This is a genomic window from Clostridium sp. HBUAS56010, from assembly GCF_007115105.1.
Classification (GTDB): domain Bacteria; phylum Bacillota; class Clostridia; order Lachnospirales; family Lachnospiraceae; genus Lacrimispora.
Genome location: NZ_SULJ01000004.1, coordinates 37,338 through 60,543, shown reverse-complemented (window position 1 = coordinate 60,543; position 23,206 = coordinate 37,338). Strand labels below are relative to the sequence as shown.

Annotated in this window: 17 protein-coding genes; 13 read left to right on the top strand and 4 right to left on the bottom strand. The window is 42.2% G+C overall.

The annotated features are described in order from the left end of the window. The first annotated feature begins 285 nt into the window (after positions 1-285). The 6 genes from rhaB (at position 286) to bioB (ending at position 6,059) form a co-directional block, all read left to right on the top strand. On the top strand, positions 286-1,725 hold the full coding sequence (gene rhaB / locus FAY33_RS08400; RefSeq protein WP_143320684.1) for a rhamnulokinase: 1,440 nt from the start codon (positions 286-288) through the stop codon (positions 1,723-1,725). 14 nt (positions 1,726-1,739) lie between these two features. Further along, positions 1,740-2,054, top strand: coding sequence for an L-rhamnose mutarotase (gene rhaM / locus FAY33_RS08395; protein WP_143320682.1), 315 nt, complete (start codon positions 1,740-1,742; stop codon positions 2,052-2,054). 26 nt (positions 2,055-2,080) lie between these two features. Next, complete coding sequence (locus tag FAY33_RS08390; protein WP_143320680.1) at positions 2,081-3,331, top strand: L-rhamnose isomerase; 1,251 nt, start codon at positions 2,081-2,083, stop codon at positions 3,329-3,331. A gap of 13 nt (positions 3,332-3,344) precedes the next feature. Then, the gene (rhaD, locus tag FAY33_RS08385; protein ID WP_143320678.1) at positions 3,345-4,172 is read left to right on the top strand and encodes a rhamnulose-1-phosphate aldolase; all 828 of its coding nucleotides are present in this window, start codon (positions 3,345-3,347) and stop codon (positions 4,170-4,172) included. Between the two features lie 350 nt (positions 4,173-4,522). Beyond that, a complete protein-coding gene (locus FAY33_RS08380; RefSeq protein WP_207706011.1) occupies positions 4,523-5,059 on the top strand; it encodes a biotin transporter BioY in 537 nt (178 codons plus the stop codon). A gap of 43 nt (positions 5,060-5,102) precedes the next feature. Further along, positions 5,103-6,059 (top strand): biotin synthase BioB, encoded by a 957-nt coding sequence (gene bioB, locus FAY33_RS08375; RefSeq protein ID WP_143320676.1) that lies wholly within the window; start codon positions 5,103-5,105, stop codon positions 6,057-6,059. Positions 6,060-6,144: 85 nt separating this feature from the next. Here bioB and FAY33_RS08370 read toward each other — a convergent pair whose 3' ends face one another. Further along, entirely contained in the window at positions 6,145-6,705 is a 561-nt protein-coding gene (locus FAY33_RS08370) for a hypothetical protein (RefSeq protein ID WP_143320674.1), read from the bottom strand. A 262-nt stretch (positions 6,706-6,967) separates the two neighbouring features. On the opposite strand from FAY33_RS08370, the gene FAY33_RS08365 reads away from it, so the two are divergent. From FAY33_RS08365 to guaB, 4 genes are all read left to right on the top strand, one after another. Continuing rightward, positions 6,968-7,258: a co-chaperone GroES gene (locus FAY33_RS08365; RefSeq protein WP_124067675.1), complete on the top strand. Its 291-nt coding sequence runs from the start codon at positions 6,968-6,970 to the stop codon at positions 7,256-7,258. Between the two features lie 56 nt (positions 7,259-7,314). Beyond that, a complete protein-coding gene (gene groL / locus FAY33_RS08360) occupies positions 7,315-8,934 on the top strand; it encodes a chaperonin GroEL (RefSeq protein ID WP_143320672.1) in 1,620 nt (539 codons plus the stop codon). A 136-nt stretch (positions 8,935-9,070) separates the two neighbouring features. Next, the gene (locus FAY33_RS08355) at positions 9,071-9,580 is read left to right on the top strand and encodes a DUF6106 family protein (RefSeq protein ID WP_143320670.1); all 510 of its coding nucleotides are present in this window, start codon (positions 9,071-9,073) and stop codon (positions 9,578-9,580) included. A gap of 204 nt (positions 9,581-9,784) precedes the next feature. Then, positions 9,785-11,239, top strand: coding sequence for an IMP dehydrogenase (gene guaB, locus FAY33_RS08350; RefSeq protein WP_143320668.1), 1,455 nt, complete (start codon positions 9,785-9,787; stop codon positions 11,237-11,239). 44 nt (positions 11,240-11,283) lie between these two features. Here the strand turns inward: guaB and FAY33_RS08345 are convergent, their stop codons facing one another. Continuing rightward, entirely contained in the window at positions 11,284-12,693 is a 1,410-nt protein-coding gene (locus FAY33_RS08345) for a spore germination protein (RefSeq protein WP_143320666.1), read from the bottom strand. A 441-nt stretch (positions 12,694-13,134) separates the two neighbouring features. On the opposite strand from FAY33_RS08345, the gene FAY33_RS08340 reads away from it, so the two are divergent. Then, complete coding sequence (locus FAY33_RS08340) at positions 13,135-14,007, top strand: YitT family protein (RefSeq protein WP_143320664.1); 873 nt, start codon at positions 13,135-13,137, stop codon at positions 14,005-14,007. 19 nt (positions 14,008-14,026) lie between these two features. On the opposite strand, the gene FAY33_RS08335 is transcribed toward FAY33_RS08340, so the two are convergent. Both FAY33_RS08335 and FAY33_RS08330 read right to left on the bottom strand, forming a co-directional pair. After that, positions 14,027-15,415, bottom strand: coding sequence for an MATE family efflux transporter (locus FAY33_RS08335; protein WP_143320662.1), 1,389 nt, complete (start codon positions 15,413-15,415; stop codon positions 14,027-14,029). 77 nt (positions 15,416-15,492) lie between these two features. Further along, positions 15,493-15,933 carry a hypothetical protein gene (locus tag FAY33_RS08330; protein WP_143320660.1) on the bottom strand — a complete coding sequence of 147 codons (441 nt, stop codon included), beginning with the start codon at positions 15,931-15,933 and terminating at the stop codon, positions 15,493-15,495. A gap of 157 nt (positions 15,934-16,090) precedes the next feature. On the opposite strand from FAY33_RS08330, the gene addB reads away from it, so the two are divergent. Together addB and addA are read left to right on the top strand one after the other, a co-directional pair. Continuing rightward, positions 16,091-19,534 (top strand): helicase-exonuclease AddAB subunit AddB, encoded by a 3,444-nt coding sequence (addB, locus tag FAY33_RS08325; RefSeq protein ID WP_143320658.1) that lies wholly within the window; start codon positions 16,091-16,093, stop codon positions 19,532-19,534. Continuing rightward, complete coding sequence (gene addA, locus FAY33_RS08320) at positions 19,512-23,204, top strand: helicase-exonuclease AddAB subunit AddA (RefSeq protein WP_143320656.1); 3,693 nt, start codon at positions 19,512-19,514, stop codon at positions 23,202-23,204. The genes addB and addA overlap by 23 nt, the downstream gene beginning before the upstream one ends. Positions 23,205-23,206: the final 2 nt, after the last annotated feature.

Here is a 23,206-nt window from a genome sequence, read left to right as displayed (position 1 = left end):
TCTAGGGTAAATGTCAAGTATTAATATTTTTCTAATTAAAAAAATGTGCATGTACTTGAGGAGTAAGCCGCAAAAGCAATGTCATTACCAATGATTAGTTAAACTGAATTAGTGGAGCAAAATGGGACAAACGGCGAAATAACATAAAGGTTTTTCAAAAAACATTGCAAATATGAACTTAATATAGAAGGTGCAAATAAGGACGCTATTTTATATAAACAGCGTCCTTATCTTTTCTGTGACAATCAACTATGATAGGAGTAGAAACATAAGGGAGGGGAATCCATGGAGAAATACTATCTTGCAGTTGATATAGGGGCATCCAGCGGACGGCATATTCTTGGAACAAAAAAGAACGGTAAGATTTTTCTGGAAGAAATTTACCGTTTTGAAAATGGAATGAAACAGATTGAGGGGCAGCTTTGCTGGGATCTGGAGTCCTTATTTTCAGAGATTATAGAAGGTATGAAGGTCTGCAAAAACACAGGGAAGATACCTGTAAGTATGGGAATTGACACCTGGGCTGTAGATTTTGTTTTACTTGATAAAGAAGACCGGATAATTGGAGATGCAGTGGGATATCGGGATGATAGAACAAAAGGTATGGACGAGATTTTATATAAGACCATTTCCCTGTCTGATTTATATGAACGAACAGGAATTCAAAAGCAGATTTTTAATACGATCTATCAGCTTATGGCAGTAAAGGAGAAAAATCCCCAGGACCTTAAAAGGGCAGAGACACTTCTTATGATTCCAGATTATTTTCATTATCAGCTTACTGGGGTGAAAAAACAGGAATATACCAATGCGACCACAACCCAACTGGTCAATCCTGCAACCGCTGACTGGGATTATGATCTTATTAAAAGGCTGGGGTTTGCGGAACAGTTATTCGGACCTCTCTCCATGCCGGGCACCAGAGTGGGGAATCTGACCGAAGATATACAAAGAACAGTGGGGTTTGACTGTGAGGTAATTCTTCCTGCCACCCATGACACTGGTTCTGCGGTAATGGCAGTTCCTGTTGTTCCTAAAAAAGAAAATTCTATGGAAGATATTCTTTATATCAGTTCCGGAACCTGGTCCCTTATGGGAACGGAATTAAAAGAGGCAAACTGTTCTTTGAAAAGCATGGAAGCGAACTTTACCAATGAAGGTGGATATGAGTATCGCTACCGGTATTTGAAAAACATTATGGGGCTGTGGATGATTCAGTCTGTCAGGAAAGAATTCTCCGAAAAAGGGGAGAACTATTCCTTTGCAGAGCTTTGTGATCTGGCAGCAAAGGAGAAGATTCCATCTCTTGTAAATTGCAATGACGATGTGTTTCTGGCACCCCAGAGCATGATAAAAGCAGTCAAAGATTCCTGTGAGAAATCAAACATGCAGATCCCAGAGACTCCGGGAGAGATTGCTGCTGTAATCTATAACAGCCTGGCAGCATGTTACGGAGATACCATTAAGGAACTGGAGTCTATTACTGGTAAGACTTATCCAGCCATTCATGTTGTTGGAGGAGGGTCTAATGCAGGATATTTAAATCAACTGACAGCAACCTGCACGAAAAGAACCGTATATGCCGGTCCAGGAGAAGCTACAGCCATTGGCAATCTTCTGGCACAAATGCTGGCATGTCATGAATTTGAAGGATTAAAACAGGCAAGGGAAGTTGTGTTCCAGTCCTTTTCTGTAAAAGAATATAAACCGGAACCGCTATTGTAAAAGGAGGGAATTCTATGGTAAGAAAATCATTCAAAATGTACTTAAATGAAGGAATGGCAGAGGAATATGAAAAAAGACACAATATGCTCTGGCCTGAGATGAAAGAGATGATCCATGAGTATGGCGGTCATAATTATTCTATTTTTCTGGATGAAAAGACCAACGTGTTATATGGATATATTGAGGTAGAGGATGAAACGCTGTGGGCAAAATCCTCGGATACACCCATTAACCGCAAATGGTGGGATTTTATGGCGGATATTATGAAAACAAATCCAGATAATAGTCCGGTGTCAGATGGGCTTAAACCAGTATTTCATCTGGATTAATGAAAATAAAAGGAGAAGAGAAAACCATGACAGTAAAAGAAAGATATGAGTCAGCAAAAGAAACATATAAAGCCATTGGCGTAGATACAGATGCAGCTTTAGAAGCATTGAAACAGATTCCCATCTCCATGCACTGCTGGCAGGGAGATGATGTAATTGGATTTGACGGGGCAGGTGCTCTATCCGGCGGAATTCAGGCTACCGGCAATTATCCTGGCAGAGCAAGGAATCCGGAAGAACTGATGGCAGATATTGATAAAGCGTTAAGTCTGATTCCAGGAAAACACCGGATTAACCTTCATGCAAGCTATGCTATTTTTGAAGAAGGAGAATGGGTGGACAGAGACCAGTTAGAGCCGAAGCATTTTGCAAAATGGGCAGAGTTTGCAAAGAAAAGAGGAATTGGCATTGACTTTAATCCTACTTTATTTTCCCATGAGAAAGCGGAAAATGCCACATTGTCAAGTGAAGATGAGACCATCCGCAAGTTCTGGATTGACCATGTAAAAGCATCCATTCGTATTTCCGAATACCTTGCAGATCAACAGGGCACTCCCTGTACCATGAATATCTGGATTCCCGACGGATTTAAGGATATTCCTGCTGACCGGACTTCTCCAAGAGCCCGCTTAAAGGATTCCCTTGATCAGATTCTTTCTATAGATTATGATAAAACAAAAGTGCTGGTGGCAGTGGAATCAAAAGTATTTGGTATTGGAATGGAAAGCTGTACGGTAGGTTCTCATGAGTTCTATATGAACTATGCGTCCAAGAATGACATTCTCTGCCTGTTAGACAGCGGACATTATCATCCCACAGAGGTAGTATCTGACAAGATTTCCTCTATGCTTTTATTCTTTGATAAAGTAGCACTTCATGTAACCAGACCGGTTCGCTGGGATAGTGATCATGTAGTATTATTTGATGATGAGACAAAGGAGATTGCCAAAGAAATTATCAGAGGAGGCGCGGATCGTGTTCTGTTAGGTCTTGACTTTTTTGATGCGAGCATCAACCGTTTGAGTGCATGGGTTGTGGGCATGCGGAATATGCAGAAAGCTCTGTTAAATGCGTTGCTTCTTCCTGGTAAAGAGCTTTCCCAGTTGCAGAATTCCCGTAACTTTACGGAACTGATGATGCTTCAGGAAGAATTAAAACTGTATCCCATTGGAGATGTGTGGAATTATTTCTGCGAATTGAATGGAGTACCAGCAAAAGAAGACTGGTTTAAAGAGATTCAAAACTATGAAAAAGAAGTACTGTTAAACCGGAAATAAGGAGAAAATAGACATGAAAATTTTAGATGCAGAATTTGTAAAAGGCTTTATTCGTTTATGTGACGATGGATTCAGACAGAACTGGCATGAGAGAAACGGCGGTAATTTAAGTTACCGGATTAAACCCGAAGAGGTGGAATCTATAAAGGAGGAACTTTCCTTTCATGGTTCCTGGCAGCCCATTGGTACAACCGTAAAAGGTCTTGCAGGAGAGTTTTTTATGGTTACCGGAAGCGGAAAGTATTTCCGCAATGTGATTCTGGATCCAGAAGCCAATGCCTGCATCATAGAAGTAGATGAAAGCGGTGAAAACTACAGAAACTTATGGGGACTTTGTAAGGGAGGACGTCCAACCAGTGAACTTCCCTCTCATCTGATGAACCATGAAGTAAAGAAAGCTGCAACAGATGGCAGACACAGAGTTATTTATCACGCTCATCCGGCCAATGTGATTGCCCTTACTTTTGTCCTTCCTCTGGAGGATAAAGTATTTACCAGAGAGTTATGGGAAATGGCGACAGAATGTCCAGTTGTATTCCCGGACGGAATTGGTGTGGTAGGCTGGATGGTTCCAGGCGGACGGGAGATTGCGGTTGCAACCAGTGAACTGATGAAGAAATATGATGCCGCTGTCTGGGCACACCATGGTCTTTTTGCTTCCGGAGAAGATTTTGATCTCACCTTTGGTCTCATGCACACCATTGAAAAATCTGCGGAGATTCTTGTGAAGGTTCTGTCTATCCGTCCAGATAAACTTCAGACCATCACAGCCGGCAACTTCCGTGATCTGGCGCGTGATTTTAAAGTGACATTGCCGGAAGAATTTCTTTATGAGAAATAAAGACCTTACTCCATAAATATGTCATGTTCCCCCCTGGTTTGAGTCATATGGGGAGTATGCAGACGTTCCAATTGCAATATTATGTAAATTTTGCGGTAGAGCTTTTGTTTCATACAAGGATTAATACGTTTTAGATGAGCCCAGGTAATTGCCTGGGCTTATTCTGCTTAGTCAAATAAGATTAACTTTAAAATTTCAATAAAATTGCTTCGGCAGATCAAAAACAAATTGTCAACCATTTATATATAAAAGGTTGACAATATAAAATTCTCTTTGTATAATCGGATAGAACCAAAAGTATGGCAGTTTAAAAATAATGCTGCTAAATTCGTTATAGGGGGAAATTACATATGAAAATACCAGCAAAAGAGCTAACATTATGTGCACTATTTGCAGCGTTAAATGCAGTTTTATCACAGATATCCATTCCAATTGGTCCGGTTCCCATTAACCTTGCACACTTATCTACGTTTACTGCTGCAGGCTTATTAGGAGCAAGATATGGGGCGTTAAGCCAGCTTGTTTTTGTTTTGCTTGGGGCTGTGGGGCTTCCTGTCTTTTCCGGGTTTAACGGAGGTCTGATGAGAGTTATTGGTCCAACTGGCGGGTACATCCTTGCCTATATTGGATCTGCATTTATAACTGGATTCATAATAGAGAAATCTGGTAAAAGGACTGTAGGGGTTCTGGCAGCCGCCATATATTCGGGTTGGGTCGTCACATACTTATTCGGCACATTGTGGTATTCCTATATTACTCATACTGGCTTTACCGCAGCGCTTTTGGTCTGTGTGGTTCCTTTTTTGCCGGGAGATTGTCTTAAAACATGTTTTAGCATTTTCTTTATCAAAAAGTTAAATCCGGTTTTGTCCTTGAACAGCCGCTGATCACTGCTTAGAAACCAATAACAGAGAGGGAGATAGGAACGACATGACATATAATGAAAAAGAACTTTCAAAAGAAGAGGCATTATCAATTCTTAATTTACCTGATGAAGAACTTCCAGAGCTTTTAGAAACAGCGTATTCTATAAGGAAGAAGCATAAAGGGAATGTTGTATCCATTCAGCTTCTCACCAATGCCCGCAGCGGTAATTGTACCCAGGATTGTGCCTACTGCGCCCAGTCTCATGAATCCAAAGCCCATATTGATAAATACAGGCTTGTAACCTATGAAAAGCTCTTAAAAGACGGATATATGGTAAAGGAGAAGAATCTTGCCCGCCATTGCATTGGATTAAGCGGAATCAGTTTCTCTGACGGGGAAATTCATGAATTTGCAGATGAGATAAGAAAATTAAAGAAAGAAACCCAGTCCCCCATCTGCTGTTCCATTGGCTTTTTAACGCCTTCCCAGGCGGAAGTTCTTAAAGAAGCTGGAGTGGACCGGATCAATCACAATCTGAATACCAGCAGAAGATATTACCCCAATATCTGTACGACCCACACCTATGATCAACGGATAGCCAATATAAAGATGCTGAAAAACATGGGATTTGAACTATGCTGTGGCGGAATTGCAGGGCTTGGAGAAGAGAAGCGTGATATTGTTGATATGCTTTTTGAGATTCAGGCAATCGGTCCCAAAGCGGTTCCAATTAATTTCTTGATTCCAATAGAAGGAACCGGGTTAGAGGATATGGATACTTCTTATTTGTCTGGGGAATATTGTCTGAAAGTATTATGCCTTGCCCGGTTATTAAATCCGGATTCCGATATCAGATGTGCGGCAGGGAGAGAGGTATATCTAAAAGGAAAAGAAAAGTTCATGTTTTATGCGGTTGATTCTATCTTTGCTTCCGGTTATCTGACTGCGGATGGACAAGGAATTGATGATACCATTAAAATGATTACAGACGCAGGTTTCCAGTACTATATTGAGCCCTGAGTGTAATAAAAAAGAAGCTGTTACCTACATGAAAGTGCCTGAAACCTAGTAGGAACAGCTTCTTTGCCCTGTAGAGCATGAATTGCTATAAGATATCATCTTCCTCAATGGTAGTCGTATCGTCGGAAGGTGTTTCTGTTATAGAGTCTGCTGCATCTTCCGGTTCTCTATCGTCGTTTTCCATGGGTTGTCCGCCCTGGGAAGCAGTATAATCAAGACCCCCGTCTTCTGTAATATCCTCTGTTTCTTCTTTGGTGTCTTCTTTTTCTGATGCGGAATCAAGCATATCTTTTGCCGTGTATGCCACAGCATTTGCTGCTTCCTTTGCAGTATCACCCACGATACTGGCGGCATCCTTTACCAGATTTTTAGCAGCAACAGCAGCGTCTTTTGCAGCATCAGCCATGTCAGAAGCAGCCGTTTTCAGTTCGTCCTTATTAGCGTTTAAGGAGACATAGCTGCGGTTCATGGTGCTGTCAATTTTAGAAATATCGTCATTCCCATCGTCTTCAAAATCATGGAAATTCTCTTCCAGTTCCTTGTGGAAAGATTTGTATTTTGTAAAATATGAGATGCCTGCAGCGACAGCACCGGCGATTGTGGCCAGTGCCACGAACTTCCCAAAACCATTACCCTTTTTTGCCATAAAAAAACACTCCTTTCATTCTCTTCCTCATTGTAATACTTCTGTTACAAAAAAGAAAGGTATATAATAAGAAAATTTCTATAAACTAAATAAGTATATGTCCTTCTTTTTTATGTAAAAAATGTAAAAAAATCATAAAGTTAGCACTCAACTATTGACAGTGCTAATAATGAGTGATATAACTTATTATGTGAATAAAATAAAACTTCTTTCGGAAGGCCAAAAGAAAGAAATAAGCAGAAAGCTATGAGGAGGAATTGCAATGAAATTAGTACCATTATTTGACAAAGTTGTGTTAAAACCATTGGTTGCAGAGGAGACAACAAAGTCCGGTATTGTTCTGCCGGGTCAGGCAAAAGAAAAGCCACAGCAGGCGGAAGTCATCGCAGTAGGGCCTGGCGGATTGGTAGACGGCAAGGAAGTTACCATGCAGGTTAAAGTAGGCGACAAGGTAATCTTCTCCAAGTATTCCGGAACCGAAATTGAGACAGGCGAAGACGATGAAAAGTATGTAATCGTTAAGCAGAACGATATTTTAGCAGTGATCGAATAAATAAGATAGCATTTTGGATTTTCTATAATTTTTGAAGAAAACTGGAGGAATGAATCATGGCAAAGCAGATTAAATATGGTGTAGATGCAAGAAAAGCACTTGAATCAGGTGTGAATCAGTTAGCAGATACTGTTCGTGTAACGTTAGGGCCGAAAGGAAGAAATGTTGTACTTGATAAATCATTTGGAGCACCTCTTATTACCAACGATGGTGTGACAATTGCAAAAGAAATTGAACTGGAAGATGCTTTCGAAAATATGGGAGCACAGTTAGTAAAAGAAGTTGCTACAAAGACCAATGATGTAGCTGGTGATGGAACCACAACCGCAACCGTTCTTGCTCAGGCTATGATCAATGAAGGAATGAAGAACCTGGCAGCAGGTGCGAATCCAATCGTGCTGAGAAAAGGTATGAAAAAAGCAACAGATGCGGCGGTAGAAGCCATTGCAAAGATGAGTGAACCGATCAAGGGAAAAGCTTCTATTGCAAGAGTTGCGGCAATCTCTGCAGCAGACGATGAAGTTGGCGAGATGGTAGCAGACGCTATGGAGAAGGTTTCCAACAATGGTGTTATTACCATTGAAGAATCCAAGACCATGAAGACAGAACTGGATCTGGTAGAAGGTATGCAGTTTGACAGAGGTTATGTTTCCGCTTATATGTGCACCGACATGGAGAAGATGGAAGCGAATCTTGATGATCCATATATTCTTATTACCGATAAAAAGATTACCAACATTCAGGAGATCCTTCCATTATTAGAGCAGGTTGTACAGTCCGGCGCAAGACTTCTGATTCTTGCAGAAGATATTGAAGGAGAAGCTTTAACTACTCTTATTGTTAACAAATTAAGAGGAACTTTCAATGTTGTTGGTGTAAAAGCACCTGGCTATGGTGACAGAAGAAAAGAGATGTTACAGGATATTGCCGTATTAACAGGCGGAACTGTTATCTCCGAAGAACTTGGCTATGAACTTAAGAATGCAACCCTTGATTTACTTGGTCGTGCAAAATCTGTTAAGGTTCAGAAAGAGAATACGGTTATTGTTGATGGCTGTGGCGATAAGGAAGCGATCAATGCAAGAATTGGTCAGATTAAGAGCCAGATCGAAGAGACTACTTCTGATTTTGACCGTGAGAAATTACAGGAGAGACTTGCCAAGTTATCCGGCGGTGTGGCAGTAATCCGTGTAGGTGCTGCAACTGAGACTGAGATGAAAGAAGCAAAACTCCGTATGGAAGATGCGTTATCCGCAGCAAGAGCAGCCGTAGAAGAAGGCGTTATTGCAGGAGGCGGTTCTGCTTATATCCACACAATTACCCAGATTGAAGATGTGGTAGCTGGTCTGGAAGGAGATGAGAAGACTGGCGGAAAAATCATCTTAAAAGCTCTGGAATCTCCTTTATACCACATTGCAGCCAATGCAGGACTGGAAGGAAGCGTTATCATTAATAAAGTAAAAGAGTCTAAGGTCGGTACAGGCTTTGACGCTTATAAAGAACAATATGTAGATATGGTGGAAGCAGGAATCTTAGATCCTACAAAGGTTACCAGAAGTGCACTTCAGAATGCAACCAGTGTGGCATCTACCTTATTGACAACAGAGTCTGTTGTTGCTAATATAAAAGAAAAGACACCTGCAATGCCTGCACCAGGCGGAATGGATATGATGTAAAACCTACCGTTACAGGGAACGTGCATGGAAGGCATCCCTTTATGCCATGATTACATGGGAAAAAGAGAAGACACACTTAAGAGGGATGCCTTTATGCCCTGGTAAGCTTTCAGGGAAGAAAGGATCCAGTATCATTATGAATGAAATGTATGCAGAATGGCTTGTGAAGCGAAAAGCACCAGCCTATACCATGGTATTAAAAATTGTGATGGGAATCTTGTGCGTAATGGCATTCTTCCTGGCAATTTCTCCGGCTTTCGGGATTTTCGGAGTAATCATACTTTTTGCTGCCGGAGGAGTTACATATCTGGTATTCCGAAACAGTGAAGTGGAATATGAATATCTCTATGTGACCAGTTCGTTGTCGATTGACCGGATTTACGGCAAGAGTAAAAGGAAGAAAGCCTGGGAGGCTTCCATGGAGGAGATACAGATCGTGGCGCCTACTGGTTCAACAGAAGCAAGGGACCACGAGACACAGAATATGAAGGTACTGGATTTTTCTTCTCAGTTGCCGGGGAAACAGACCTATACATTGATCAGCCAGTCTGGTTCTGAAAAGACAAAAGTTATTTTTGAGCCAAATGACAAGCTGCTTCGCTGTATGAAGATGACAGCACCCCGGAAGGTAATTTCACAGATGTAAGAGTAAAAGGGTTAGGAATGGTAATAAACCGTTCCCCCCTTTTTTTCTTTATGGAGAATGAATCGTTTTCTGTCCACCTATGACGGATAAATGCGAAAAAATGTCCGTTGACAACCTGTATAAAATTTGTTAAACTATGTAACTAACAAGCAAACCGCTTCTTAGCGGTATGAATAAAAATCTAAAGAAGGAGAGGAAATATTAATGGGTACAATTATTGGCGAAGGTATTACTTTTGATGACGTACTGTTAGTTCCTGCATATTCTCAAGTAATACCCAATCAGGTTGATTTATCAACCAACCTTACAAAGACCATCAAGCTGAATATTCCGCTTATGAGTGCAGGTATGGATACTGTAACCGAGCACCGTATGGCAATTGCCATGGCAAGACAGGGGGGTATCGGTATCATCCATAAGAATATGACCATTGAACAGCAGGCGGATGAGGTTGATAAGGTTAAGCGTTCAGAAAACGGCGTCATAACGGACCCATTCTTTCTTTCTCCAGAACATACATTAAGAGATGCAGATGAGCTGATGGGCAAGTTTCGAATCTCCGGTGTGCCAATTACAGAGGGAAAGAAGCTGGTTGGTATCGTGACAAACCGTGATTTAAAATTCCAGGAAGACTTTGGAAGAAAAATCAAGGAGTGCATGACTTCTGAGAATCTGGTTACAGCAAAAGAAGGCATTACTCTTATGGAAGCAAAACAGATTCTGGCAAAGGCAAGAGTGGAGAAGCTTCCTATTGTTGATGATGATTTTAACTTAAAGGGATTAATCACCATCAAGGACATTGAAAAGCAGATCAAATATCCTTTATCTGCAAAGGATGGACAAGGCAGACTTTTATGCGGAGCTGGTGTTGGAATTACAGCTAATGTTCTGGAACGTGTAGATGCACTGGTTAAAGCGAAAGTTGATGTGGTTGTTCTTGACTCCGCACATGGACATTCTGATAACGTATTACGATGCGTGAAGATGATTAAGGAAGCTTATCCGGATCTTCAGGTCATTGCAGGCAATATTGCTACCGGAGAAGCAACAAAAGCCCTTATTGAGGCAGGAGCAGATGCGGTTAAGGTTGGCATTGGTCCCGGCTCTATCTGTACAACCCGTGTGGTAGCCGGTATTGGTGTTCCTCAGATTACAGCCGTTATGGATTGTTTTGCAGTTGCCAAAGAATATGGTATTCCGGTCATTGCCGATGGCGGAATCAAGTACTCCGGTGATCTGACAAAGGCAATAGCAGCAGGCGGAAGCGTATGTATGATGGGAAGCATGTTTGCAGGATGTGATGAAAGTCCTGGAACTTTTGAGCTTTACCAGGGAAGAAAGTATAAAGTTTACCGTGGAATGGGTTCCATTGCAGCTATGGAGAATGGCAGCAAGGACCGTTACTTCCAGTCTGATGCCAAGAAACTGGTACCAGAAGGCGTGGAAGGCCGTGTTGCTTACAAGGGAATGGTAGAAGATACCGTATTCCAGATGCTGGGCGGTTTACGCTCTGGTATGGGATACTGCGGAGCCCAGAATGTAAAGGCACTCCAGGATAATGGAAGATTTGTGAAGATTACAGCAGCTTCCTTAAAGGAAAGCCATCCACATGATATCCATATTACAAAAGAAGCACCGAACTACAGCATAGACGAATAAAGAATAAGAGGCAGAGGATCTTTTTAAATCCCTGCCTCTTATTCTTATTTTTCCCTGTGGGGAAGTCGTCCGCGAAAGAGCCGTTTCTTTAATTCTGAGAAAGAGAATGGAAGCAGTGGGTAGATATAACTTTTTCCTGCAATGGTTTTATTAAAGACAACCGCACAAATGGATAAGAGAATTCCTCCAAAAAATCCCCATGCGTTAAACAGAGCCGTTGTTACCAGAATAATCATACGCATGAATTTAAAGGCATAACCAAGTTCAAAACTGGACTGGGAATAGTTTGCAATTGTAACAAAGGACATATACAGCATAGTCTCACTGTTGAACCAGCCGGATTTTACGGAATATTCCCCAAGTACAATACCGGCAATCACACTGAGCGGGGTGGTCAGCATACTGGGAGTATTAACGGCAGCCAGCCGGAGTCCATCAATGGCAAATTCCAGAATCAAAAGCTGAAAGAGGAGAGGAACCTGGGGCTGTTCCGATATTTTTATAAACTCCAGCCAGGAAGGAATCAGATCTGTATTCTGCATGAGAAACAGCCACAGAGGAGTCAGATACAGGGTCAGTATGGAGATCATAAAGCGGGATAAACGAAGATAGGTTCCCGTAACCGGAGGGAAATAATAATCGTCTGCTTCTTCAATAATATCAAAAACAGAAGAAGGCAGGATCATGGCTGAGGGGGAATTATCAACCAGAATAACTATATTTCCTTCCAGCAGAGAGGCGGCAGCAGTATCCGGTCTTTCAGAGTATTTGAATTTGGGAAATGGATTAAACCATTTGTGAGGATAGATACATTCTGCCAGACTTTCCTGATTCATGGTAAGGGCATCTACTTTTAACTTGTAGATTCGTTCCTTGATCATGGCAAGCAGTTTTTCATCTACCCGTCCTTTAAAGTAGCAGATGGCAATATCCGTATGGGAGCTTTCTCCGGTGTTCATGATCTCCATGGTGAGTTTTGGGTCCCTGATTCTGCGCCGGATTAAGGCGGTGTTATAAGTCAGGGTTTCAACAAAGCCATCTCTGGAACCCCGAAGAACCTTATCTTTTTCCGGTTCTGTAATACCTCTTGCAGGATAATTCCTGCAATCTACAATGAGACATTTATCATATCCGTCAATAAAAAGGCAGGATATCCCTGAAAGCAGGGATCGAATCATAGTTACTTCATCTTTTACCAGGCTCACCTGGCTGTATGGAAAGAGCTTTTTTGAAAACTCATGGGCATCAAAGGGCATGTCTTCTTTTTTCAAAGAAGAAAAATCCTCCATAATTTTCTGCCATGTATCACTTTTTGTAAAACCTTCAATGGTATACAGGCAGGCTTCCCGTCCTCCGATATCAAAGGTCCGGTAAATCAGATCAAAGTTCCCCTCAACATCCAGTTTGTTATTTAAATAATTCATATTATCTGTAAGGCTGGCTGAAAAATCCATGACATCATCTCCTTGCAATCGAAAGTAGCAGCATTGGGCAATAAAGAAAGTATGTGCATTTTTTCTAAAAATATGTTTTAAAGGAGACAATCGTAATATAAGGTTTTATGATGGAAAATATATGAAAAGTGTGGAAATGTGTTTCGGTTATCCTGGTTTTTTTGGGAATAATACACTATAAACATTGACTTTTTTGGAAATCTGTGGTATTATCATGTTTGTGAGAAGCACAAAGGGGTGTCTTATGTGCTTAATTTCGGCATGGGGATGCCGGGGAGCAAAAATTATATGATGTGACGGTCGTGGATCGTGACAGAGGATTGCCTTCTGTGGGGGAAAGGCAATCCTTTTTTTGTATCACAGAATTTTATGCTCTAATAAAAATATTGATATGAAATTAGAATTTACATATAATATCAGTTAATGACAAGGAGGAATATTATGTGGAAGAAACTAAGGAGAGATAAGCGGATAAGAATTGTAATGACAACGGCTGCTGTTGTGATATCGGCTTTGCTTCAGACTTTTGTTATTCAGGGATTTATTGAACCAGCAGGACTTTTATCAGGCGGATTTACAGGAATTGCCATATTAATTGACCGGATAACATCCCTGTTTGGAATTAATATATCCACATCCCTTGGAATGATTCTATTGAATATTCCGGTGGCGTGGGCATGCAGCAGAAGTATCAGCAAGCGGTTTACTCTGTTTTCCATTTTACAGGTATTTCTGGCAAGTATTTTTTTAAAATTGTTTCATTTTCCTCCGGTTTTTCAGGATGAGATACTCAATGTTATTTTTGGAGGAGTACTTTACGGATTCGCAATTGTTCTTGCGCTTCGCGGAAATGCGTCCACAGGCGGAACTGATTTCATTGCTCTTTATGTCTCCAATAAGACAGGGAAATCCATCTGGTCTGAGGTGTTTGTGGGCAATGTGATTCTTTTATGTATCTTTGGTGTTATCTTTGGCTGGAAATACGCAGGGTATTCCATCTTATTCCAGTTTGTAGCCACAAAGATTATCTCTACCTTTCATCACAGATATGAAAGAGTTACTCTCCAGGTTACCACGGCAAAAGGTCCTCAGCTTGTTGACCAGTATATCAAAACCTTTCACCATGGCATTTCCTGTGTAGATGCAGTGGGCGGCTACAGCAAAAAGAAGATGTTCCTTCTTCATACCGTGGTGTCCTCTTATGAAGTGGAGGACATTGTATCCCTGTTTTATGAAGTGGATGAACATGTGATTGTAAACCTGATTAAGACGGAACAGTTTTATGGAACTTTTTATTGGGCACCCATGGAATAAAGGGAGCAGAATTAAAAGGCTATCTTTTTCCTATGGCAGGAAAACGGTGTTTTTTCAGACGGCTGAAAAAGTTAAAATATAGAAGAAAGAAAATGGACGTAGTGATCCAGGTCATGGGATAGCTGAATATGACTGTTTTAATGTTTCTATGAACAGGAACAGCGATTAAAACCCATAGTACACGGAGAACACAGACGCCGACGCAGGTAAGGAGCATGGGAATCCAGCAGTCGCCGGTTCCTCTGAGAGAACCGGAGAGAATCTCCACGCAGATGTAAGTAATATAGACCGGAGCCAGATATCGGAGGATTTGTGTTCCGATTGCAATGACATCTGAATCCGGTGTGAAAAATAGAAAAATATGGGATCCAAAGGTGTAAAGCAGCATACTTAAAGCAATGGAAGCGGTAAAGCACATGGCCATACAGACCCGGATTCCTTTGTAGACCCTGTCCTTTTTTCCGGCTCCATAATTTTGCCCCACAAAGGTGGTAATGGAGATGCCAAAAGCGCTGACAATGGTGAAGAATACGCTGTCAATCTTTCCATAAGCGGTCCAGGCGGCGATGGTATCTGTGCCAAGTGTATTAATGCTCGCCTGAATGATAATGTTTGACAGAGAGTACATGGCAGATTGAAGCCCGGCTGGAAAACCGATGCGTATCATGCGCCTGAGCATATGCGGATCAATCCGTAAAGCTTTAGGAATCAGCCGGTAACATTCTTTTGTGCGGATCAGCAGCCGAAGCACCAAAACGGCACTGAGCAATTGGGATAAAATGGTGGCAATTGCTGCTCCTTTAACACCCAGTGGAATGTATACTACCAGCAGGATGTCCAGGATGACATTTGTAAAGCAGCTTGCAATAAGAAAATAAAGGGGGCGTTTGGAATCTCCAATAGCTCTTAAGATTCCGGCTCCCATATTATAGATTAAATTTGCTGTTATACCGATAAAATAAACCCGAATAAACGAAACTGCATATGGAAGGATATCATCGGGAGTTCCCATGGACTTTAGAGCAAATGGCGCTCCGAGAATTCCTATAAAGGTGAATACAATTCCGGTGACAATGGAGAATGTAATGGCGGTGTGGACAGACCGGCTTACATGATCTTCCTCTTTAGCGCCGTAAAATTGTGAGATGATTACGGTTGCACCAGAAGAAAGCCCTATGAAAAACCCGATCAGCAAATTGATCAGAGTTCCCGTAGGACCTCCCACTGCAGCAAGTGCTTCTTTTCCTACAAATCTTCCCACGATGACTGCATCAATGGTGTTGTAAAGCTGTTGGAAAAAAGTTCCAAATAAAATGGGAAAGAAAAACAGAAGAAGCTGTTTCCATATCACTCCCTCTGTAATCCCGTTATGCCCCGGCGCATCTTGTGCTTTTGTAGTTTGATTCATGTCTGTTTTCCTCATTTATGTAATTATGTATCTGGTTTTTTCATTATACAGTCTTAAATGAAAAAACACAATCCCCGCTAATTGGCTTTCTGTGCTTTTTGAAGTGCCTGGTCCACCGCCTTTAAAAGAACGCCGGAAGTGTAACGGGATTCGGAAGGGTAGGAGATGTTTTTCGTGGACTGATTTTTAACAATCTGTTCCGATAACGTACTCATAGTCGGCTGCATAAGCGGATACATGGTAGTCACGGCATCGTTTAAGGAAACCAGGTTCACAGAAGTGATTTTGCCGGCATCCACAGTAACCGAAACATTAATATCCTGATTATTCAGGGTTATGGCAGAGGTGTAGACACCCGGAACATAGTGCACGGCATCGCCTGACGTGGGAACGGAATCCTTTTTTGGACGGAACATGACTAAAAACAAGGTAATAAGGAGAATTCCAAGGCCGACGAAGATTGCTGTGTAGATGATTTCTTTCATTCGTAATACGACGATTTTTGTTTTTGAGCTCATATAAAAAGCCCTCCGTACAGTTTTGTTATAGTGTATTAAAAAGATTGATATTTCATGCCTAAGATTTCATTGTTGTCGATGGCAATCTGTGTTAATATGGTAAACAAACAGATGTTTTATTTACATAAAATGCAAGGAAAAAGGAGACAAAGAGACTATGTCCCTTCAATTTATATTAGGCGGTTCCGGTTCTGGAAAGACCTACAGGCTTTATAAAGAGCTGATCCGCCAGTCCATTACAGAACCGGATACCCGTTATATTGCGATTGTTCCAGAACAGTTTACGATGCAGACCCAGAAGGAGATCGTTTCCCTTCACCCCAGTCACGGCGTTATGAATATTGATATTGTCAGCTTCAACCGACTTGCCTACCGGGTTTTTGAAGAGCTTTCTATCGAGAACCCTCAGGTTCTTGATGATATGGGAAAGTCCATGGTACTGAGAAAAGTGGCTTCCGGTAAGAAAAAGGACCTGGTGCTGTATCAGGAGCACTTATCAAAGAACGGATTTATTTCCCAGTTAAAATCCATGCTCTCAGAACTCTATCAGTATGGGGTGACACCGGATATGCTGTCTGTCAATCTGCCAGACAGCATAAGTCCTATGCTCCGGCAGAAGCTTTCAGATATTTCTGTGATGTACCAGGGATTTAAGGACTATATTGCAGATAAATTTATTACAACCGAAGAGATTCTTGATGTGTTCTGCAGGGTTCTTCCCCAGTCCAGGCTTATGAAAGAAAGTGTGATTACACTGGATGGTTATACCGGATTTACCCCTGTTCAGTACCGGATATTGGGTCTGTTACTGCGTTATTGCAAACAGGTGATTGTGACGGTTACCATTGATCCTTCGGAGAATATGAACCGTTTTTTGGGAATGCAGGAACTCTTTTACATGAGCCGCCAGATGATCTACAGAGTAACCAATCTGGCAGAAGAAGCAGGAATTTCAAGAGATAAAGATATTCTGTTAACAGATCATCCTGCGGTCCGTTATACGTCGCTGGGAGAGCATAAGGGAAAGGCTCTTGACTTTCTGGAACAGAATCTGTACCGTTACAAAAAAAAGACTTGCGGTGATACAGAGGGAATACGGATTATCAAAGCATTAAACCCTTCTGAGGAGATTTCCTTTCTGATCCACTCCATGGAAGAGGCAATCCGGTTTCATGGGCTGCGGTATAAGGATATGGCAGTGATTACCGGAGATCTTGGCACTTATGGAAATGAAATCACCCATCAGTTTCAACTGAATCAGATTCCGTATTTTCTGGATGATAAAAAAAGTATATTAAAAAACCCTATGGTGGAGCTGATCCGGGCTGCACTTGAGATGATACAGAAGGATTTCTCTTATGAATCGGTATTTCGGTATTTAAGAACCGGGCTGGTGACTACAGAAGAGGAAAAGGAAAAAACAGATCGTCTGGAAAATTACGTGATTGCTATGGGCATCCGTGGATTTAAGCGATGGAGCAGCACATGGGAAGGCTGGTACCGGGGAGCAAAAGAGCTTAACCTGGAGGAGATGAATGAATTTAAAGATCAGATCCTTGCGCCTTTAAAACGCCTGAGAGAAGCATTTCGTGACGAAAATTCCACAGTAAAGACCATGACTGCGGCGGTGACCGTCCTTCTTATGGAACTGAAGATTGAAGAGCGGATGCTTTTGTTTGAAAAGGAATTTAAAAGCAGGGGAGAACTCAGTCTTTCAAAAGAATACAGTCAGGTTTATGGTCTGGTTATGGATTTGTTTGACCGGCTTGCCGGGCTTTTGGGAGAGGAACATGTAAGCCGAAGAGAATATGCGGAGATATTAGATGCCGGTTTTACGGAAATTAAGGTTGGATTGATTCCTGCTTCTATTGACCGTGTGGTAGTGGGTGATATTACCAGAACAAGACTTGACCATGTAAAGATTCTGTTTTTTGTCGGCGTTAATGACGGAATTGTGCCGGTGAAGAAAGAAAAAAGCAGCTTATTTACAGATCGGGAACGGGAATTTTTAGGAACCCAGGCAATTGAACTGGCACCTACAGCAAAGGAAGAAGGACTTCGTCAGCGATTTTATCTGTATCTGGCACTGACGAAACCAGAACAGGAATTAATTCTCTCCTATTCTGCAATGGATGGCGCAGGCAAGAGTATGCGTCCATCTACATTAATCGGAGAATTAAAGAAACTTTTCCCGGGACTGAAAGAGACTTTTCCATCAAAAGACCGGGTTCCTCTGTCCATGCGGGAAGCCAGAGATTTCCTTTCGGAAGGGCTTCGGGATTACCGGATTACAGGAGGCGATGAGAAGTTCTTAGAATTGTTTAAGGCTTTTCTCACTTCGGATCTGTATCAAGCAGAGGGAAAGAAGCTTCTGGAGGCAGCCTTTTATGCCTATGAAAAAAAGGGAATTGGTAAACTGGCTGCAAAAGCTTTATACGGATCTGTCATTAGTGGAAGTGTGACCCGGATGGAGCAGTATGCATCCTGTGCCTATGCCCATTTTTTAAGTTATGGTCTGGAACTGGTGGAACGACAGGAATACCAGCTAGCCGCTATGGATATAGGCAATCTGTTTCATGATTCCATTGACTTATGTTTTCAGCAGGTCAAAGAAGAAGGCAGGGACTTAAAGAGTTTGACGGAAGAAGAGCGGAAAGCGCTGGTTCATGGCTGTGTATCCCAGGTGACAGAAGAGTACGGCAATACCATTTTAAAAAGCTCTGCCAGAAATGCTTATCTGGCGGGAAAAGTAGAGCGGATTACAGACCGGACTATGTGGGCATTGACGGAACAGTTGAAAAAAGGAGATTTTACTCCTGTAGGGTTTGAGGTTTCGTTTTCTGCATCGGATCATTTAAAGGCAATGCGGATTCCCCTTTCCAAAGAAGAGGCAATTCATCTGCGGGGAAGGATTGACAGACTGGATTTGTGTGAGGATGAGGAAGCGGTCTATGTTAAGATTATTGATTATAAATCAGGTTCCACTGCTTTTGATTTAACGTCTCTTTATTATGGACTGCAGCTCCAGCTAGTCGTTTATATGGATGCAGCCCTTGAAATGGAGGAGAGAAAGAATCCGGATAAGCCTGTGGTTCCAGCAGGAATCTTTTATTATAATATCGGTGATCCCATTGTGGATAAGGAAGGGGCTATGTCCCAGGAAGAGATTGAGCAGAGAATGTTAAGGCAGCTCCGCATGAATGGGCTTGTAAATACGGATTTCAACGCGATATCCCATCTGGACCATGAGATCGAAAAAGAATCGGATGTGATTCCGGTGTCCATGAAAAACGGAATCATTCAGGAGAACCGTTCTTCTGTGGCAGGAGGAAACCGGTTTGCAGCCTTAAGAAATTTTGTAAAGGACAAGCTAAAGGCAGAAGGAAGAGAGATTTTAGACGGTGTGATTGATGTCACTCCTTATAAACAAGGCAGCAGAAGTGCCTGCGATTACTGCCCTTATCATGCGGTCTGTGGGTTTGATTTAAAGACAACAGGATATGGGTTCCGTAAATTCAGATCCTTAAAATCAGATGAGGTATGGACGGAAATCGAGGGAGAAGAGGAGGCAAAAGACCATGGCGATTCAGTGGACGGATGAACAAAAGGCGGTCATTGAAAGCAGAAACCGGAATCTGCTTGTTTCTGCAGCGGCAGGAAGCGGAAAAACAGCCGTTTTGGTGGAGCGGATTATCCGAATGATTACAGAAGGAGAAGAACCGGCGAGAATCGACCAGCTTCTTGTGATGACTTTTACAAAAGCAGCGGCTGATGAGATGCGGGAACGTGTGCTGAAAGCGGTAGATGAGAAACTTCTTGAAGATCCGGAAAATCCCCACCTTCAGATGCAGGCGGCTATGATTCCTTATGCACAGATCACCACCATTGACAGCTTTTGCCTGGGACTGATCCGGGAGCATTATGACAAGCTGGATATTGATCCGGCTTTCCGGGTAGCAGACCAGGGGGAATTGATTCTCTTAAAAGCAGATGTGATGAAGGAGATGCTGGAGGATTTCTATGAAAAAGGGGAAAACAGATTTGAACAATTTGTAGAAACTTATGCCACCGGAAAGACTGATCATGGAATTGAAGATTATATTATGCAGGTCTATACCTTTTCCCAAAGCAATCCATGGCCAGCGGACTGGCTGACCCGGTGCCGGGATGAACTTTTAACCAGTGATATGGGGCATTTAATGGATACGGAGTGGATGAAGTTTCTCATGAATGATGCCAGACTCCAGATTTCGGAATTTATAATTCAGATTGAAGAAGCTGCAGGAATGTGTGAAGAGGAGAATGGACCGTTGGCTTACTTGCCCATGCTCACCAGCGATCTGCGCCTTCTAAACGGGCTTTTTTCAGCACCTGATTATGAAAAACTCAATGAAAGATTAAAAGCAGTCTCATTTGACCGTCTTGCCTCCATCCGCAGTAAAGACATTGATCCGGAGAAGAAAGCTTTTGTAACAGGTATCAGAGACCGGGTGAAAAAGGCAATCACAAAACTGACTGAGCTTTACTGCTTTGAATCGCCAAAAGAGGTCTTGGCGGATTTAGAAGGAACGAAAGAAGCGGTAAGTATGCTTCTTGATCTGGCAGGAGAATTTGCCCAACGATACCAGGAGAAAAAGAAGGAAAAGAACCTGGTGGATTTTAATGATCTGGAGCATTATGCTCTTGGAATTCTTTTGACCAGAGAAGATGGTCAGTGGATCCCATCGGATGCGGCTGATGAACTGAGTGCTCAGTTTGTAGAGATTCTGGTGGATGAGTATCAGGACAGCAATGACGTTCAGGAAGCTTTGATCAACAGTATTTCCAGAGAGCGGTTTGGAACCCCGAATGTATTCATGGTTGGAGATGTGAAACAGAGCATCTATCAGTTCCGTCTGGCAAGACCTCAGTTGTTCCTTGACAAATACGAGTCTTATAAGAAAGAAGAGGGAGATTATCAAAAGATTGAACTCCACCAGAATTTCCGAAGCCGGGAAGAAGTATTAAAAAGCATCAATGAAGTATTTTATCAGGTTATGACGAAGAACCTGGGCAATATTTCCTATACAAAAGACACAGCGCTCCATCCTGGGGCAGACTATGCACCTTGTGAAGGGCGGGCGGGGGAGAAGTCAGAGCTTCTTATGATTCATGCAGAGGGAAATGCTTTAAAAGAGATGGATGACGATGCCGGTGATTTTACAAGCCGGGAACTGGAAGCAAAGGCAATCGCTGCAAAAATCAGAGAATTGATCCAGCCGGAGACAGGACTGCTTATCTGGGATAAAGCTTTAAACGGAACAGGTGGTTACCGCATTGCCGGGTATGGGGATGTGGTGATTCTGCTCAGAAGCTTGAGCGGCTGGGCTGAGGATTTTGTAAATGTCCTTATGAATGAGGGAATTCCTGCTTATGCTGAGACAAAGACCGGATATTTTACGGCTGTGGAGGTAGAGGTGGTTCTTTCCATGTTAAATATCATTGATAATCCCATGCAGGATATTCCTCTTGCAGCCGTGTTAAAATCCCCTCTTGCCGGAATTACCGATGAAGAAATGGCTCATATAACCGCTCTTTTTAAGAAAAAAAGTAAAAAAGGGCAGGATAAAGGGCTATATGGAGCATGGATGCAGTATTTACGGGAGCATGAAGATCAGGAGGACCCGGATTATCAGGAACTTCCTGGGAAGTTACGTGATTTTTTTGTGATGCTTCAGTCTTATAGGGAGAAAGCAGCATATCTGTCTATTCATGAGCTCCTTTACGATCTGTATGAGGGAACCGGATATTATAATTATATCTCGGCGATGCCGGCAGGAGAAGTGCGAAGGGCAAATCTTGCCATGCTGGTTGAGAAAGCATCGGCTTATGAGAAGACCAGTTATACGGGGTTGTTTCATTTCATCCGCTATATTGAAAATCTGAAAAAGTATGATACGGATTTTGGAGAAGCTTCCCTTGCGGGAGAAGAGGACACCGTGAGAATTATGAGTATCCATAAAAGCAAAGGGCTGGAATTTCCTGTTGTATTCCTGGCTGGAATGGGGAAAAAATTTAATAAACAGGACGCTTACGGAAAGATTCTCATTGATCCGGATCTGGGAATTGGTACGGATCATCTTGATCTGGAAAGACGTTTAAAGGCTCCGACCTTAAAAAAACATGTGCTCAAACGTAAGATGGAGCTGTCTGCCATGGGAGAAGAACTGCGTGTTCTTTATGTTGCCATGACGAGAGCAAAAGAAAAACTGATTATGACTGGATTGGACCGCTATCTGGATAAAAAAATGGACCGTTTTTCCGAAGTTTTCAGAACCGGGGGACAAATTCCTTTTACCATCCTGTCCACAGCAGATTCCTATCTGGACTGGCTTTTAATGAGTCTTTCCGGTAAGTATTCCCAAACAGGAATTTTATCGGAGAATGGTCAGGATACAGGCAGTGTGGTAGTCCGTATGCTTTCGCTCTCCCAACTCATTGGCAAGGAAGTGGAGCGTCAGGCTGCAAAGAAACTGACCAAAGACTATCTTCTGTCACTGGATACGGAACAGGTCTATGATGAAAGTTATGAAAAGAAACTGAAAGAAGCGTTTGAATATCAGTATCCCTATCAGTCGGATATCGGACTTCATACAAAGCTTTCAGTATCGGAACTGAAAAAACAGGGGCAGTTTGTGGATGACTTGGAAAGTGACTTTCTTCCTACGATTCCTGAGTTTTTAAGAGAAGAAGAAACAAGCAGAAAATCGGGTGGAGCTGCTTTGGGAACTGCGTATCACCGTGTTCTGGAGCTTCTTGACTTTGCTGCTGTTGAGACAGAGACGGAGCTGGAGAAGGCACTTAACCTGTTCTGTGAGGAAAAAAAGATGAAAGAAGAAAGTCTGTCTTCTATATCCAGGAAACTGCTGATGAATTTTTTAAAGTCACCTCTTGGACGGCGCCTTTCCAGTGCGCAGAAGGAAGGAAGATTAAAGAAAGAGCAGCAGTTCGTAATTGGAATTCCTGCAAGGGAGATGGATCTTTTAGAGTCAGAGGAACTGATTTTAATACAGGGAATTATTGATGCTTATATGGAAGAGGAGGATGGTCTTGTTCTGGTGGATTATAAGACTGATCATATAAAAAAAGGGGAAGAACAGGTATTAGTCGACCGCTATCAGGTGCAGATGGATTATTATGCCCGTGCGCTGGAGCAGATGACGGGAAAAAGGGTAAAACAGGGAATTATATATTCTTTAACTCTTCAAAAAGAGATTGTGGTAAAGTCCTGAAG

Coding starts and splice junctions, on each gene's coding strand:
- rhaB (WP_143320684.1), top strand. CDS start 286: ATGGAGAAATACTATCTTGCAGTTGATATAGGGGCATCCAGCGGACGG.
- rhaM (WP_143320682.1), top strand. CDS start 1,740: ATGGTAAGAAAATCATTCAAAATGTACTTAAATGAAGGAATGGCAGAG.
- FAY33_RS08390 (WP_143320680.1), top strand. CDS start 2,081: ATGACAGTAAAAGAAAGATATGAGTCAGCAAAAGAAACATATAAAGCC.
- rhaD (WP_143320678.1), top strand. CDS start 3,345: ATGAAAATTTTAGATGCAGAATTTGTAAAAGGCTTTATTCGTTTATGT.
- FAY33_RS08380 (WP_207706011.1), top strand. CDS start 4,523: ATGAAAATACCAGCAAAAGAGCTAACATTATGTGCACTATTTGCAGCG.
- bioB (WP_143320676.1), top strand. CDS start 5,103: ATGACATATAATGAAAAAGAACTTTCAAAAGAAGAGGCATTATCAATT.
- FAY33_RS08370 (WP_143320674.1), bottom strand. CDS start 6,705: ATGGCAAAAAAGGGTAATGGTTTTGGGAAGTTCGTGGCACTGGCCACA.
- FAY33_RS08365 (WP_124067675.1), top strand. CDS start 6,968: ATGAAATTAGTACCATTATTTGACAAAGTTGTGTTAAAACCATTGGTT.
- groL (WP_143320672.1), top strand. CDS start 7,315: ATGGCAAAGCAGATTAAATATGGTGTAGATGCAAGAAAAGCACTTGAA.
- FAY33_RS08355 (WP_143320670.1), top strand. CDS start 9,071: ATGAATGAAATGTATGCAGAATGGCTTGTGAAGCGAAAAGCACCAGCC.
- guaB (WP_143320668.1), top strand. CDS start 9,785: ATGGGTACAATTATTGGCGAAGGTATTACTTTTGATGACGTACTGTTA.
- FAY33_RS08345 (WP_143320666.1), bottom strand. CDS start 12,693: ATGGATTTTTCAGCCAGCCTTACAGATAATATGAATTATTTAAATAAC.
- FAY33_RS08340 (WP_143320664.1), top strand. CDS start 13,135: ATGTGGAAGAAACTAAGGAGAGATAAGCGGATAAGAATTGTAATGACA.
- FAY33_RS08335 (WP_143320662.1), bottom strand. CDS start 15,415: ATGAATCAAACTACAAAAGCACAAGATGCGCCGGGGCATAACGGGATT.
- FAY33_RS08330 (WP_143320660.1), bottom strand. CDS start 15,933: ATGAGCTCAAAAACAAAAATCGTCGTATTACGAATGAAAGAAATCATC.
- addB (WP_143320658.1), top strand. CDS start 16,091: ATGTCCCTTCAATTTATATTAGGCGGTTCCGGTTCTGGAAAGACCTAC.
- addA (WP_143320656.1), top strand. CDS start 19,512: ATGGCGATTCAGTGGACGGATGAACAAAAGGCGGTCATTGAAAGCAGA.